Raw genomic sequence first — 15855 nt, 5'->3', positions numbered from 1 at the left:
GGAGCAGGCCGCGCCGCACAGTGACGGCGTCACCGGCGGCCCCTCGGCATGAGGTACCCTCGGCGATCCCGGCCCACAGTAGTCAAATTTGAGGAATGCGCTATCGCTGTGCAAGGACTCCCCACGGCAACGCTCTCCGAGATCGCCCAACTCTCCCGCTGCTCCGCGGTCTTCCTGCCTGCGGACCCGGCACGTACCGGAAGGGTCGCCTTCTGGCACCCCGATGGCAACGAGCCGCCCACGAGCCCCGGCTCCATGGAGGAGCTGCTCGTCGTCGGCGGCGACACACGCCCGTACCCCGTACGGGCGACTGTCCTGACGGTACAGGAAGCCCTGCCCGTTCTCACCCGTGGCCGTGGGGGTGCACACGCGTCAGCAGCTGTCACCTTCTGGGGATCGGCCGCGTTGCTCGCTCTCCAACTCGCCGCCCGCGGGCGGCTGCTGCCGGGTCTCAGCGCCGACGGCTACGAGGCTTGGCGGGCCGGCCCGCTGGACGCCGCCGATCTGGTACGCGTACGGGAACTCGCCGCGGCCATGCCGCCCACCGCGCACGCGGTGCCGCTGGACCCGGCGGCGGACCCCGTACGGCTGCCCGCACCCGAGGAGTTGGTGCGCGCCTTCCTGGATGCCGTGGCGGACGGGCTGCCGCGGACTCCCGCCGCGTCCTTCGCGGCGGGGAGCCCCGCGTTCGCCGCCGCCGAACCGCGGAAGCTGCCCGGGCAGCAGGCCTGGGCCGCCGATGTCGCGGCCGGTCAGGACGCCGGTGTCCGCATCTCCTTGCGGGTGGAGGTGACGGGGCTCTCCGGCGCGGATACGGAGTTTGGCGACGGGCCGGCTTTCCGGGCCGTTCTGCAGATGCACGGTGTCAGCGACCCCTCCCTGACGGCCGACGCCTCGGACGTCTGGTCGGGCTCGGCACCCGGCTTCGGGCCGCGTGCCCGGATGTTCGGGCCGCGTGCCCGGATGGACGCTCTGCTCGCCCTGCGCCGGGCCGCCCGCGCCTGGGCGCCGCTCGCACCGCTCCTTTCGGCCGCTGTTCCCGACGCGGTCGAACTCGCCGACGAGGAGGTCGCCGAACTGCTCGGCGAAGCGGCGCGGGCGCTCGCCGCCGGAGGAGTGCGGGTGCACTGGCCCCAGGAGTTCGCCCGCACGCTGACCGCTCGGGCCGTCATCGGCGCGGACGACGACGCCCCCGATGCCGCTACCGATCCCGCTGCCGGCGCTGCGGCTGATGCCGATGCCGGCTTCGTACGCACCGCGGACAGGCCCGCGACGGACCTGCCGTCCGTGCTGTCGGCCGACACCCTGCTCGCCTTCAACTGGCGCTTCACGCTGGGCGATCAGCCGCTGAGCCGTGCCGAACTCGACCAGCTCGCCGAGGCCGCCAGGCCCGCCGTGCGGCTGCGCGACCGCTGGGTGCTGGTCGACCCGGAGGAGATACGGCGCGCCCGCGACACCCGGGGCCGCACCATCGCTCCGATCGAGGCGCTGGGGGCTGCGCTCACCGGCACGACGGAAGTGGACGGGCGGCAGGTGGAGGTCACCGCGACGGGCCCGCTGGCCCGGTTGCGCGACCATCTCGGCGACCCGGAGGGCACCGGGCAGCAGACGATCGGGCAGCCCGCCGCTCTCGAAGCGGCCCTGCGCGACTACCAGTTGCGCGGACTGAACTGGCTGCACCGGATGACCTCGCTCGGTCTCGGCGGCTGCCTCGCCGACGACATGGGGCTCGGCAAGACCATCACCCTGATCGCCCTGCATCTGCACCGGCAGAGCGACAAGGACTCGGCGGGCCCCACCCTGGTGGTCTGCCCGGCCTCCCTGATGGGCAACTGGCAGCGGGAGATCGAGAAGTTCGCGCCCGGCACTCCCGTACGCCGCTTCCACGGTGCGGCACGGAGCCTGGAGGGCCTGGCCGACGGCGAGTTCGTCCTCACCACCTACGGCACCATGCGGCTGGACGCCGAGCGGCTGGCCGGGGCCATGTGGGGGCTGGTCGTCGCCGACGAGGCGCAGCACGTGAAGAATCCGTACTCCGCGACGGCCCGCCAGCTGCGGACCATCGGCACCCGCGCCCGCGTGGCGCTCACCGGCACCCCGGTGGAGAACAACCTCTCCGAGCTGTGGGCGATCCTCGACTGGACCACGCCCGGTCTGCTGGGCAGGCTGGGCGGATTCCGTACGCGCTACGCCCGGGCCGTCGAGGGCGGGAAGGATCCGGCCGCGGCGGAACGGCTCTCCCGGCTGGTCGCGCCGTTCCTGCTGCGCAGGCGCAAGGCCGATCCGGGCATCGCGCCCGAGCTGCCGCCGAAGACGGAGACCGACCGGGCGGTGGCGCTCACCAGGGAACAGACCGGTCTGTACGAGGCCGTGGTGCGGGAGACGCTCGCGGAGATCTCCACCGTGGACGGCTTCGCGCGCCGTGGTCTCGTGGTGAAGCTGCTGACCGCGCTGAAGCAGATCTGCAACCACCCCGCGCAGTACCTCAAGGAGGAGGAGCCCCTCATCGAGGGGCGCTCGGGCAAGGTGGAGCTGCTGGACGAACTGCTCGACACGATCCTCGCCGAGGGCGCGGGTGTGCTCGTCTTCACCCAGTACGTGCGGATGGCGCGGCTCATCGAACAGCATCTGACAGCCCGCGGGGTGCCCACCCTGCTGTTGCACGGCGGGACGCCGGTCGCCCGCCGCCAGGACATGGTGGACCGCTTCCAGGCCGGCGAAGTGCCGGTGTTCCTGCTGTCGTTGAAGGCCGCGGGTACCGGCCTCAACCTCACCCGGGCCGGCCATGTGGTGCACTTCGACCGCTGGTGGAACCCGGCCGTCGAGGCCCAGGCCACCGACCGCGCGTACCGCATCGGGCAGACGCAGCCGGTCCAGGTGCACCGGCTGATCGCCGAGGGGACCATCGAGGACCGGATCGCCGACATGCTCGACCGCAAACGCGAACTGGCCGACGCGGTGCTCGGGGCCGGCGAGGCCGCACTGACCGGGCTGACCGACGCCGAACTGGCGGATCTGGTGGAACTGCGAGGGAGTGCACGATGAGCGGTACGGACGCACCGGAGCGCACCTTCGCCGCGCTCGCACCGGCCCAGGGCCGCGCTTTCGCCAGGACCTGGTGGGGCCTGGCCTGGCTGAAAGCCCTGGAGGACACCGCCCTTGACGGGCAGCAGCTGAAGAAGGGCCGCAGATACGCCCGCGCGGGCGCCGTCGGCGCGGTGTCCGTACGGCCGGGGCGGATCACCGCCGTCGTGCAGGATCCGGACTCCACGCGGTACCGCAGCGATGTGCTGCTGCAGCAGCTGAGCGACCAGGAGTGGGACCGGTTCCTCGACATGGCGGTCGAGAGCGCGGGGCACATCGCGGCGCTGCTGGACCGTGAGATGCCGCCGCACCTGGTCGAGGACGCCGCCGCTGCCGGGGTGGATCTGCTGCCGGGGCTCGGGGATCTGGAACCGGAGTGCTCCTGCGACGCGTGGGACCACTGCCCGCACACGGCTGCGCTCTGCTATCAGGTGGCACGCCTCCTCGACGAGGATCCGTTCGTGCTGCTGCTGATGCGCGGGCGAGGTGAACGGGAGCTGCTGGACGAGCTGCAGCGACGCAGCGCGGGGAGGGCGGCCGGCCCGGAGAGTGCCGGGGCAGGCGAGGAGGATCGCGAGCCGGGGGGCGTACGGGCCGACGAGGCGTTCGCCGCTGCGGACACGCTGCCGCCGCTGCCCGAGCCGCCGTCGGTCCCGGACGCGCCGGGCAGGCCGCCGTCCCTGGACACGGAGACGGGTCCGGCGCCGGGCCTGGACCCCGGTGCGCTGGAGTTCCTTGCGGAGGACGCGGCCCGCAGAGCGTCGCTCCTGCTGGCCGAAGCGCTCGCTCCGGACCATGAACACCAGCCGCCGGCCGAGGAGTTGACGCCGGAGCAGGACGCCGTACGGCTGGCCGCGGCGACCACGGACGCGCGGATATCGGCCCGCCTCGCCGCGGGTTCGGGCCGCGAGCGCGCCGAGCTGGCCCTCGCCGTCCGGGCCTGGCACTGCGGCGGCGCGGCGGCGCTGTCCGTACTGGAGGAGCGGTGGACGCCCGGCGCAGAGGGACTGTCGCGGGCACGCGCACAGCTCGACCAGGCGTGGGATCAGGGGGACAGTCCGCGGTTCGACCCGACCGGGAACCGCTGGACGGTGGTGGGGGCCGGCGCCCAGCTGCGCTACGGGCAGGACGGCCGCTGGTGGCCCTACCGCAAGGAGCGGGGCCGCTGGACTCCTGCCGGACCCGCCGATCCCGACCCGGCGGCCGCGCTGGCCACGGTGACCGACGACGAGTGACAGAGCAGCAGTTGACCGGGCGGGCAGCGGGAGCGCGGGCTGCTCGGGAGATCGGAGGGGGCGGCCTTGAGGGGAAGTCCGGAGGGGGCAGTCCTGAGGGGAGCGGGGCGTCGGACACCGGCGCACGCGACCATGATCCTTGCGCGCCGGGAACACGGGTCCGCGCACCCGCCCGCCCGGGCGATTGAACGAACAGCCTGACCTGCGGCAACGTAGTCCGGGCCGGTTCAGGGGGGCGGATTGCGGCTGCGCTCCCCCGTCCCGGGTGCACCGATCCGCGGTTCGAGCCGCGGATCGGTCCGCAGTCCGAAAGGTCAACACCGCTCGGCCGACGACCTATTTCGTCATGAGGCCTAACAAATTAGTATCCAGGGCGCCGCCGGAACGCCGGCCGGCGCCCGGCCCCTCAGAGCGGAGCAGATCGATGACAGCACCCGAAGGCCCCCTGGTCATCGGCGTGGACTCCTCCACCCAGTCGACCAAGGCGCTGGTCGTCGACTCCGCGACCGGCGAGGTCGTCGCGCACGGCCAGGCCCCGCACACCGTCACCGGCAACGACGGCGCGCGCGAGAGCGACCCCGAGCAGTGGTGGCGGGCGCTCACCGACGCGCTCCAGCAGTGCGGACCCGCAGCGGTCCGGGCCGCCGCCATCTCGGTCGGCGGACAGCAGCACGGGCTGGTGACCCTGGACGCGGCCGGCCGGCCGGTGCGCCCGGCGATGCTGTGGAACGACGTCCGCTCCGCACCGCAGAGCGAGCGCCTCATCGGGCAGTTGGGCGCCAATACCTGGGCCGGGCGCACCGGGAGCCTGCCGGGGCCCGCGATGACCGTCACCAAGTGGGCCTGGCTGCTGGAGAACGAACCGGACGCCGCCCGCGCCACGGCGGCGGTCCGGCTGCCGCACGACTACCTCACGGAGCGGCTCACCGGCCGGGGCACGACCGACCGGGGCGACGCCTCGGGCACCGGCTGGTGGGCCACCGGGACCGAGGCGTATGACGAGGAGATCCTCCAGCTCGCGGGCCTCTCCCCCGACTTGCTGCCCGAGGTCGCGGGTCCGTCGGATGCGGCGGGCACCGTGCGCGCACTGCCCGGTCTGCCACTCGCCCCGGGCACCGTGGTGGCGCCGGGCACCGGTGACAACGCCGCGGCGGCGCTGGGCCTCGGGCTGCGCCCCGGCCGGCCCGTGCTCAGCCTCGGCACCTCGGGCACGGTGTACGCGGTGTCGCGGCAGCGGCCCGTCGACCCCTCGGGCACGGTCTCCGGTTTCGCCGACGCGCGGAGCGACTGGCTGCCGCTGGCCTGCACCCTCAACTGCACCCTGGCGGTCGACCGGATCGCCGCGCTGCTCCAGCTCGACCGGGAGGCCGTCGAGACGGGCGGCGGCTCCGTGGTGCTGCCCTTCCTCGGTGGCGAACGCACCCCTCATCTCCCGCACGCCGCGGGCCTGATGTACGGGCTGCGCCACGACACGACAGGCGGCCAGCTGCTCCAGGCCGCCTACGACGGCGCGGTCTACGCGCTGCTCGCCGCCCTGGACCGGGTCCTGGACCAGGACGCGGACCCCGGCGCGCCGCTGCTGCTGATCGGCGGCGGTGCCCAGGGCGCCGCCTGGCGGGAGACCGTACGGCGGTTGTCGGGGCGGCCCGTCCAGGTGCCCGTGGCGAAGGAACTGGTGGCGCTGGGCGCGGCGGCCCAGGCGGCGGGGCTGCTGCTCGGCGAGGACACCACCGAGGTCGCACGCCGGTGGGACACCGCGCGGGGCCCCCGGTACGCGCCGCTCGCCGTGGACGAACCGGCTCTGCACCGGATCGGGGCCACGCTCTCGGACGCGGACGCACTGCTGCGCGGGAAGGAGCACCGCGAGTGACGGTCCCGTGCGCCGGCCGTACGGAACAACTCCCGTACGGTGCGGGCGCATCGGCCCCTTCCTCCCCTCCCGCGTCTGCCCGTACGGTATGGCGCGCGGGACTCGTGCCGGTCGACAGACACCAGGAGTCGGAGAATGCCGAGAGAACCGGGAGAGCCGGGAGGACCAGGAGAACCAGCTCCAGGGCTGCGACGCGACGCCATCGGGCTGCGCGAGGTCCTCTTCCAGAGCATCACCGCCATGGCTCCCGCGGCGGCCGTCGCGGCGTCGATCCCGTCGGGCGCCGCGTTCGCGGGCGGCAGCCTGCCGCTGTCGGTGCTGGTGGCGCTGGTCGCCTGTCTGTTCACCGCTTCGTGCGTCGCCGAGCTGGCACGGCAACTGCCCGCCGCGGGCTCGGTCGCGACGTACTCCGCGCAGGGCCTGCACCCGGCGGTCGGCTTCCTGGTCGGCTGGGGTTATGTCTTCGTCGAGGCACTGGTTCCCGCCCTGCTGCTGCTCCAGCTCGGCTTCACCACGGCGGGCACCCTGCACCAGGAGTGGGCCTCGTACCCGACAGCCCTCTGGTGGCCGTGGTCCCTGGCCGGAGCGGTGATCATCGCCCTGGCCGGGTTCTACGGTGTCCGGGCATCGGCCCGCTTCGGCACGGTGCTCGGCGTCTTCGAGGTGCTTGTCCTGCTGGTCTTCGCCGTACTGCTGATCGTGAAGGCCGGGGACGCCAACACCCTTTCGGTGTTCGGCACTTCCCACACCGCTCATGGCTACACCGGGGTCGGCGGTGTCTTCGCCGGGTCCGTCTACACGGTGCTGGCCTTCTCCGGGTTCGAGGCGGCCGCGCCGCTCGCCGAGGAGGCACGCGATCCGCGGCGCACCATGCGGCGGGCGGTCCTCGGTGCGGCGCTCGCGATCGGTCTGTTCTACGTCCTGACCACCTATGCGATGTCCGTGTACTTCGGCCCCGACCGGTTCGCCGGGTTCGGCGTTTCGGGTGCCGCGTCCTGGGAGGGCGTGGCGCGCGCCTCGTTCGGGCTCTTCTGGGTGCTGCTCTTCCTCGCGATCGTCAACTCGACCGTCGCCAACGCCAACGCGTGCGCGAACGTGTCGACGCGGACCGCCTTCGCGCTCGGGCGGATCGGCGTGTTCCCGCGCCGGTTCGCCCGTGTCCATCCGCGCCACCGCTCCCCGGTCACCGGGGTCGCCGTGCAGTTCGCCGTCGCGGTGGCCGCGGTGCTCGGGCTCGGTCTCGCGTACGGCCCGGAGACCGCTTTCGCGCTGCTGGCCACGGTCATCGTCACGGTGGTCATCGGCGTGTACATCGTCGTCAATCTGGCCTGCGCGGGATACTTCCTGCGGCGCAGGCGCGACCTGTTCCGCCCGGTGCCGCATCTGCTCTTCCCGGTGCTGGGCATCGCCGCCTTCGTCCCCGCGCTCCTCACGGCGGCCGGGATCCCGGCCTTCGACTTCGTCTCCAGGCTGAAGCCGCCCGTCTCGTACGCGGGGCCGGTCGTCGGCGGCTGGATGCTGGCCGGTGTGGTGGTGCTGGCCGTGCTGGTGCGCAGGCATCCCGGGCGGCTCGCGGAGACGGGCCGGGTGCATCTGGACGGGCCGCCGGACCCCGCCGGAGTCCACAGTCCGCAGGAGAGCGGCGCCCCGACCGGGAAGGGCGCCCTGACCGGCAACACAACCGATGAGACAGGAGAGTTACCCGCATGACTGATCCGCGCATCCTGACGGTGCGGCCCGGCGAGGGAGAGTACGCCTGGACGTTCGGCGGGGCGGCCCCGGTGGCACGCATCGCGCCCGGCACCGTCCTTGATCTGTTCACCGAGGACTGCTTCGCCGGCCGGGTGCGGTCGGAGAAGGACCTGGTGTCCCAGGTCTGCGAGTTCCCCTTCCTCAATCCGCAGACGGGCCCCTTCCACATCGAGGGCGCCGAGCCCGGCGACACGGTGGCCGTGCACTTCGTTTCGGTCGAACCGGCCCGCGACTGGGCCGCGTCGACGACCGTCCCGCTCTTCGGCGCGCTGACCTCCACCCACACGACGGCCACCCTGCAGCCACCGCTGCCCGAGGTCGTCTGGATGTGGGAGCTGGACCGGGAGCGGCGCACCTGCCTCTTCCGGGCGCGCGACAGCGACTTCGAGATCGCCCTGCCGATGGACCCGATGCACGGCACGGTCGGGGTGGCCCCGGCCAATCTGGAGGTGCGCTCCGCGCTGGTCCCCGACGCGCACGGCGGGAACATGGACACCCCGGAGATGCGCGCGGGCGTCACCTGCTACCTCGGGGTGAACGTCGAGGGCGCGCTGCTCAGCCTCGGTGACGGGCACGCCAGGCAGGGTGAGGGCGAGACCTGCGGGGTGGCCGTGGAGTGCGCCATGAACACCGTCGTCGTGGTCGAACTCCTGAAGGGCGTGGCGACGCCGTGGCCCCGCCTGGAGTCGGACACCCATCTGATGTCGACCGGCTCGGCCCGCCCGCTGGAGGACGCCTTCCGGATATCGCAACTGGACCTGGTGCAGTGGCTGTCACGCGACTACGGGCTGTCCGAACTGGACGCGTACCAGCTCCTCTCCCAGGCGGGCGAGGCCCCGCTCGCCAACGTCTGCGACGCCAACTACACCTGTGTCGCGAAGATCCGCAAGGAATGGCTGCCGTCCGGAGAACCGCACCGCGGTCTGCACCGTCATCTCAGGGAGACGGCTGCGGTACTCCCCCGGCCCTGACCTCAGCCTGACCGCCCCGCCACAGACGTACCCGTTCCCCCCACCCCAGGAGAGCCAGATGGCACGCAACGGATCAGGTCCCAGCCGCAGACGGCTGTTGCAGAGCGCGGCGCTCGTGGCCACCGCGAGCATCCTGCTGCCCGCGACCGACGCGGAGGCCGAGAGCGCGTCGGACACCGACTACCCGACCGCCCACTGGATGCCCGCGTCCACCGCCAACTACACGGTGTCCACCCGTCCGTCGGCGTACAAGATCGACCGGGTGGTCATCCACGTCACCCAGGAGACCTTCACCAACACCCTGGCCATCTTCCGGGATCCGGCGAAGGCGGTCACCGCCCACTATGTGGTCCGCTCGTCCGACGGGTACATCGCCCAGTGCGTCCGTGAGCACGACATCGCCTGGCACGCCGGGAACTGGGACTACAACACCCGCAGTATCGGCATCGAGCACGAGGGCTGGGTCGACAAGCCCGAGTACTTCACCGATGCCCTGTACGAGAAGTCGGCGGCGCTCACCGCGTCCGTCTGCGACCGGTACTCGATCCCCAAGGACCGCACCCACATCATCGGGCATGTCGAGGTCCCGGGCACCGACCACACGGACCCCGGCCCGCACTGGGACTGGGTCCGCTACCTGCGGCTGGTCAACCTCGCCTGACAGGACGCTTGCCCGGTCCCGCCGCCGGGGCGACGATGGCCGTGTCCGGTGCACCGCAGGGCCGGGGAGGCCGAGTTGACCGACACATGGGTGGCTCTGGAGGCAGGGGCCGATCCCGCGCGGCGCCGCAGGGCGCTGCGCGGAGCGTACGAGTCGTTCGCGGCCGCGGGGCGGGTCGAGCGCCCCGTGCGGGCCGTGGTCGCGGAGTCCTGGCGGCGCTCGGCCCGCGCACGGGTCAGCCGCGAGGGGACGGCGCACGTCGAGCTGTCCGACGACGGGCTCGCCGCGTACCGGGACGGCCATCCGCTGGCCCGGGTGATGCCGCTGTTCCGCGAGCTGATGGGTGCCTACGCGATGGACGGCGAGCATCTGCTGGCGGTCTGCGACGCACATGGGCGGCTGCTCTGGGTGGAGGGGCACGCGACACCCCGCAGACAGGCGAGCCTGATGAACTTCGTACCGGGGGCGCGCTGGGCCGAGGCGGCGACCGGGACCAACGCGCCCGGCACCGCCATCGCCGTGGACCGTCCCGTGCAGGTCTTCGCAGCAGAGCACTTCCAGCGGCCCGTCCACCCGTGGACCTGTGCCGCGGCGCCGGTCCACGATCCGGGCACCGGGCGGCTGCTGGGCGCCGTGGACATCACCGGCGGCGACCGGCTCGCCCATCCGCACAGCCTGGCCTTCGTCGGCGCGGTCGCACGGGCCGCCGAATCGCAGCTCGCACTGCTCGCGCCGCCGCCCTCAGCCGGATCCGTCCAGCTGTCGGTGCTCGGGCGGGACGCGGCACTGCTCGTGGTGGGCGGCCGCAAGTACGGGCTCAGCCGACGGCACAGTGAGATCCTCACGGTGCTCGCCCAGCACCCGGAAGGCGTCACCGGGGACGAACTGCTCGTCGAGCTCTACGAGGACGAGACGGTCACCCCGATCACTCTGCGCGCGGAGCTTTTCCGGCTGCGCGGGCTGCTCGGCCCTGAGCTGCTGCGGTCGCGTCCCTACCGGCTGGCCGGTCCCGTCGACACGGACTTCGCGGGGGTGGCGCGGCTGCTTGCGTCCGGGGCGGTGACCTCGGCGATGAACGCGTACGCCGGTCCGCTGCTGCCCGCGTCGCGGGCGCCCGCGGTGGTCCGGCTGCGCCGGCGGCTCGCCGACCAGCTGCGGGAGGCGCTGATCGCACGCGGGGATCCGGGGCTGCTCGCTGACTGGGCGTACAGCCCGTGGGGCGAGGACGACCTCCCCGTCTGGCGGGCTCTCGCCACCGCGCTGCCCGCCCGGCAGCGGTCGTCCGCCGTGTCGCGGGTGCGCGAACTGGACTCCTGGCAGGGTTCCTGACCACTGCTCGCTTCCCCCGGCTGCCTCGCCCGTACTGCGCGGAGGCCCGGTGCTCCCTACTGTCGGTTGGTAAAGCACTGTCGGTCGGTAAAGAACCGCCGACGGAGTGTCCACGCGCAAGCCGGACGCCCAAAACCGGAGGAGTCCACATGCCTGAGCTTTTCATCGGCGGGACCTGGACGGCCGCCGCTGACGGGGGGCTCCGCGAGATCCACTGCCCCGCCGACGGCACGCTGGTGGCGACGGTCGACGAGGCGGGTCCGAGTGACGCGTCGGCGGCGATCGCCGCGGCGCGTGAGGCGTTCGACAACGGTCCGTGGCCCGCCACCCCGGCCGCCGAGCGGGGTGCGCTGCTGCTGCGGGTCGCCGCCCTGATCGAACGCGACCAGGACACGCTCGCCCGCGCCGAGTCCCTGGACACCGGGAAGCGGCTCGTGGAGAGCGAGTACGACATGGCGGACATCGCCAACTGCTTCCGCTACTTCGGCAATCTCGTGGCGGCCGGCGGCACCGACCGGGTGGTCGACACCGGGGACCCCGGTGTCGACAGCCGGATCGTGCACGAACCCGTCGGTGTGTGCGCGCTGATCACCCCCTGGAACTATCCGCTGCTGCAGACCGCGTGGAAGGTCGCGCCGGCGCTCGGCGCCGGCAACACCTTCGTACTGAAGCCGAGCGAACTGACCCCGCACACCGCCATCTTCCTGATGCGGCTGCTGACCGAGGCCGGGCTGCCGGACGGGGCGGCGAACCTCGTCCTGGGCACCGGACCGGCCGTGGGCGCACCCCTCACCGAGGACCCGCGGGTCGACATGGTGTCCTTCACCGGCGGGCTGGTCACCGGACGCCGCATCATGGCCGCCGCGGCCCCCACCGTGAAGAAGATCGCCCTGGAACTCGGCGGCAAGAACCCCAACATCGTCTTCGCTGACGCGGAGTACGAGAGCGCCGTGGACTATGCCCTGACCGCCGTGTTCCTCCACTCCGGCCAGGTCTGCTCGGCCGGCGCACGGCTGCTCGTCCAGGACGAGCTGCACGACCGGTTCGTCGAGGACGTGGTGGCCGGGGCGCGGGCCATCCCGCTGGGCGGCCCCTTCGACGAGAGCGCGCGGACCGGTCCGCTGATCTCGGCGGCCCACCGCGAGAAGGTGGAGGCCTATGTGGCGGCCGGCATCGCCGAGGGCGCGGTGCTCCGGTGCGGGGGCGCACGGCCGGAGGACCGGGCGCTGGACTCCGGTTTCTACTACCTGCCGACGGTGCTGGACGAGTGCACCCCGGGGATGTCCGTGGTGCGTGACGAGTCGTTCGGCCCGGTCCTGACCGTCGAGCGGTTCCGCGACGAGGACGAAGCCGTCGCTCTCGCCAATGACACGGTCTACGGGCTGTCCGGCGGGGTCTGGTCCCAGGACGTCGGCCGGGCCCACCGGGTGGCGTCCCGGTTGCGGGCGGGCACCGTGTGGATCAACGACTTCCAGCCGTACGTACCGCAGGCCGAGTGGGGCGGAATGAAGCAGTCCGGTTTCGGGCGCGAGCTGGGCCCCGCAGGGCTCGCCGAGTATCAGGAGGCCAAGCACGTGTGGCGCAATCTGTCACCGCGTCCGCTGAGGTGGTTCGAGTGAACCGGAAGGGCGCCGGCGGATCCGGCGGGGACGGCACCGCGCCGGAGCCCGGGAGCGAGGCCCGCACACAGAGCCAGGACGACGACGACTCGCTCTCGGCGTTCGGCTACAAACCCGAACTCAAGCGCACCCTCGGCAACTTCCACACCTTCGCCGCCGGGATCAGCTACATCTCGATCCTCACCGGTACCTTCCAGCTGTTCTACTTCGGTGTCAGCTTCGGCGGGCCCGGCTACTGGTGGTCGTGGCCGATGGTCTTCATCGGCCAGCTGATGGTGGCCCTCTGTTTCTGCGAGCTGGCCGCCCGGTACCCGGTGGCGGGCTCCGTCTACAACTGGGCGAAGAAACTCGGCGGCCCGCACATCGGCTGGCTCGGCGGCTGGATGATGCTGACCGCCACGATGGTGTCGCTGGCCGCCGTGGCACTCGCGTACCAGATCACGCTGCCGCAGATCTCGTCGACCTTCCAGTTCGTCGGGAACGGCAGCGGCAAGACCGACGCGGCGGAGAACGCCGTCCTGCTGGGCAGCGTCCTGATCCTCTTCACCACCCTGGTGAACGCCTTCGGGGTCAAGCTGATGGCCAGGATCAACTCCGCCGGTGTCATGGTCGAGCTGATCGCGGCCGTCGTCCTGATCATCCTGCTGGCCGCGCACATCACCCGGGGGCCCTCCGCCATCACCCAGACGTACGGCATCGGTTCGGGGCAGACCCTGGGCTACCTCCGGGCGTTCCTGACCGCTTCACTCGCCTCCGCGTATGTGATGTACGGCTTCGACACGGCGTCCTCTCTCGGCGAGGAGAGCGTGGATCCCAGCCGGAACGCCCCGCGGGCGATTCTGCGGGCCCTGTTCTTCTCCTTCCTGCTCGGCGGGCTCATCCTGCTGTTCGCGCTGCTGGCCGTGCCCAGCCTGACCTCGAAGAAGCTGGCCACGGACGGTCTGCAGTACGTGGTGCTCTCCACGCTCGGCTCGACGATCGGCCAGATCGTGCTGTGGTGCGTGGTCATCGCCATCACCGTCTGCGAGCTCGCGGTGCACGCGGCGGGCATCCGGCTGGCGTTCGCGATGGCCCGCGACAACTGTCTGCCGGCTTCGTCACTGCTCGCCCGGGTCAGCCCGCGCTTCAAGACCCCGGTCCTTCCCGCGATCATCATCGGCATCGTCGGTGTCGTGATCCTGGTGATCAACATCAACCAGCCGCAGATCTTCTCGGTGATCACGAGTATCGCGATCATCATGATCTACGTGGCGTATCTGCTGGTCACCACCCCGATGCTGATCCGGCGTCTGCGCGGCACCTGGGAGCCCGCCGAAGGGCGCTTCACGCTCGGCCGGTTCGGACTCCCCGTCAACATCTTCGCCGTGCTGTGGGGCTTCGGTATGTCGCTCAACCTCGCCTGGCCGCGCAGCGCCGTCTACAACGCGACGGGCCCGCACCACTGGTATCTCCAGTGGGGTGCGTTCGTCTTCATCGGGATCGTCGGCGGCGGCGGGTTCGCGTACTACTGGTTCATCCAGCGCAAGAAGACCGGCGTACTGGACGCGCACCGCGCCGTCCTGGAGACCCCGGAGCCGCCCGGCGTCTGAACCCCGCCCCCCCCTTGCACCACTGCCCCCAGCAGTCCTTTCTCTCCCCCTCCCCCGCCGGAACCCCTGATCTGGAGCAGCCATGTCCGAGGAAACGCCCGAGCGCCCCGACGCCAGCCGGGCATACGACTACGTGGTGGTGGGCGGCGGTACCGCGGGCGCGGTCGTCGCCGCCCGGCTGAGCGAGGACCCCGCGGTCACCGTGTGCGTACTGGAGGCCGGTCCGTCGGACGCGGGCGACGACAACGTGCTGCGGCTCGACCGCTGGATGGCCCTGCTGGAGTCCGGGTACGACTGGGACTACCCGGTGGAGCCGCAGGAGAACGGCAACAGCTTCATGCGGCACGCCCGGGCCAAGGTGCTGGGCGGCTGCTCGTCGCACAACTCCTGCATCGCCTTCTGGGCACCGGCCGAGGACCTCGACGAGTGGGGCGCGCTCGGCTGTACGGGATGGAGCGCGGCGGACTGCTTCCCGCTCTACCGGCGGCTGGAGAGCAATGACGCGCCGGGTGACCACCACGGCCGCTCGGGTCCTGTGACCATCCGTACCGTTCCGCCGGCCGACCCTTGCGGCGCGGCGCTGCTGGACGCGTGCGAGGAGGCCGGGATTCCCCGTACGCCCTTCAACACGGGGACGACCGTGGTGCGCGGGGCGCACTGGTTCCAGATCAATGCCCGTGCGGACGGCACCCGTTCGTCGGCTTCGGTGTCCTATCTGCACCCGGTGCTCGCCGACCGGCCGAATCTGGAGATCCGGACCGGCCTCCAGGCCAAGCGGCTGCTCTTCGACGCGGACCAGCGGTGCACCGGGGTGGAGTACCTGGAGCCCGACACGATCCACAGCGGCTCGGTGACCGCGCGCCGCGAGGTGATCGTCAGCTGCGGGGCCATCGACTCGCCGAAGCTGCTGATGCTGTCGGGCATCGGACCGGCCGGGCATCTGCGCGAGAGCGGGGTCGGCGTACGGGTGGACTCCCCCGGTGTCGGCTCCCATCTCCAGGACCACCCGGAGGGCGTGATCATGTGGGAGGCGAAGCAGCCCATGGTCACCTCCTCCACCCAGTGGTGGGAGATCGGCATCTTCTCCGACACCGAACCGGATCTGGACCGGCCCGACCTGATGTTCCACTACGGCTCGGTGCCCTTCGACATGAACACCTACCGGCGCGGCTATCCGACGACGGACAACGCGTTCTGCCTCACACCGAACGTCACCCGGGCCCGCTCGATGGGCACGGTCCGTCTGCGTACCCGTGACTTCCGCGACAAGCCCCGCGTCGATCCGCGCTACTTCACCGACGAGCACGACATCCGGGTGATGACCTACGGGCTGCGGCTGGCACGGAAGATCGTCTCCCAGCCCGCGATGGCCGAATGGGCCGGTACGGAACTGGCGCCGGGGGCCGCCGCACGCTCCGACGACGAGCTGTTCGCGTACATCCGCGAGACCCACAACACCGTCTACCACCCGGCGGGCACCGTCCGGATGGGTGCGGCCGACGACCCGGACTCCCCCCTCGACCCGCAGCTGCGGGTGAAGGGTGTCACCGGGCTGCGGGTGGCCGACGCGTCGGTCATGCCGTTCCTGCCGACGGTGAATCCCTGCATCACCACCATGATGATCGGCGAGAAGTGCGCCGACATGATCAAGGGCGGCTGATCGGAGGGCGGTTGATCAGGGGGCGGTCGATCAGGGTCCGGCCCGCCGCGACGCAGGCCCGCGCGGTCGCGCACACTCCCTCGCC

Annotated in this window: 10 protein-coding genes; all 10 read left to right on the top strand. The window is 72.0% G+C overall.

Going from position 1 to position 15855, the window contains the following annotated elements; all coding sequences use genetic code 11:
- Nucleotides 1-48 precede the first annotated feature (48 nt).
- The 10 genes from OHB13_RS35520 (at nt 49) to OHB13_RS35475 (ending at nt 15770) form a co-directional block, all read left to right on the top strand.
- Complete coding sequence (locus tag OHB13_RS35520; RefSeq protein ID WP_406071963.1) at nt 49-3045, top strand: DEAD/DEAH box helicase; 2997 nt, start codon at nt 49-51, stop codon at nt 3043-3045.
- The gene (locus tag OHB13_RS35515) at nt 3042-4319 is read left to right on the top strand and encodes an SWIM zinc finger family protein (RefSeq protein WP_266861620.1); all 1278 of its coding nucleotides are present in this window, start codon (nt 3042-3044) and stop codon (nt 4317-4319) included. The genes OHB13_RS35520 and OHB13_RS35515 overlap by 4 nt, the downstream gene beginning before the upstream one ends.
- A gap of 424 nt (nt 4320-4743) precedes the next feature.
- Entirely contained in the window at nt 4744-6189 is a 1446-nt protein-coding gene (xylB, locus tag OHB13_RS35510) for a xylulokinase (RefSeq protein ID WP_328379920.1), read from the top strand.
- 135 nt (nt 6190-6324) lie between these two features.
- Nucleotides 6325-7899 carry an APC family permease gene (locus OHB13_RS35505; protein WP_328379919.1) on the top strand — a complete coding sequence of 525 codons (1575 nt, stop codon included), beginning with the start codon at nt 6325-6327 and terminating at the stop codon, nt 7897-7899.
- On the top strand, nt 7896-8912 hold the full coding sequence (locus OHB13_RS35500; RefSeq protein ID WP_328379918.1) for an acetamidase/formamidase family protein: 1017 nt from the start codon (nt 7896-7898) through the stop codon (nt 8910-8912). Before OHB13_RS35505 ends, OHB13_RS35500 begins: the two co-directional genes overlap by 4 nt.
- Nucleotides 8913-8970: 58 nt before the next feature.
- A complete protein-coding gene (locus OHB13_RS35495) occupies nt 8971-9573 on the top strand; it encodes an N-acetylmuramoyl-L-alanine amidase (RefSeq protein WP_328379917.1) in 603 nt (200 codons plus the stop codon).
- 75 nt (nt 9574-9648) lie between these two features.
- Nucleotides 9649-10902, top strand: a complete 1254-nt coding sequence (locus OHB13_RS35490) for a GAF domain-containing protein (RefSeq protein WP_328379916.1) — start codon at nt 9649-9651, stop codon at nt 10900-10902.
- A 149-nt stretch (nt 10903-11051) separates the two neighbouring features.
- The gene (locus tag OHB13_RS35485; RefSeq protein ID WP_328379915.1) at nt 11052-12521 is read left to right on the top strand and encodes an aldehyde dehydrogenase family protein; all 1470 of its coding nucleotides are present in this window, start codon (nt 11052-11054) and stop codon (nt 12519-12521) included.
- Complete coding sequence (locus OHB13_RS35480; RefSeq protein ID WP_328379914.1) at nt 12518-14110, top strand: APC family permease; 1593 nt, start codon at nt 12518-12520, stop codon at nt 14108-14110. Before OHB13_RS35485 ends, OHB13_RS35480 begins: the two co-directional genes overlap by 4 nt.
- 82 nt (nt 14111-14192) lie before the next feature.
- Nucleotides 14193-15770, top strand: coding sequence for a GMC family oxidoreductase (locus tag OHB13_RS35475; RefSeq protein ID WP_266861636.1), 1578 nt, complete (start codon nt 14193-14195; stop codon nt 15768-15770).
- Nucleotides 15771-15855 lie beyond the last annotated feature (85 nt).

The organism is Streptomyces sp. NBC_00440 (assembly GCF_036014215.1).
Taxonomy (GTDB): Bacteria; Actinomycetota; Actinomycetes; order Streptomycetales; family Streptomycetaceae; genus Streptomyces.
Note: the sequence above shows the minus strand (reverse complement) of the source record. Positions and strands in the feature narration are given on the sequence as shown.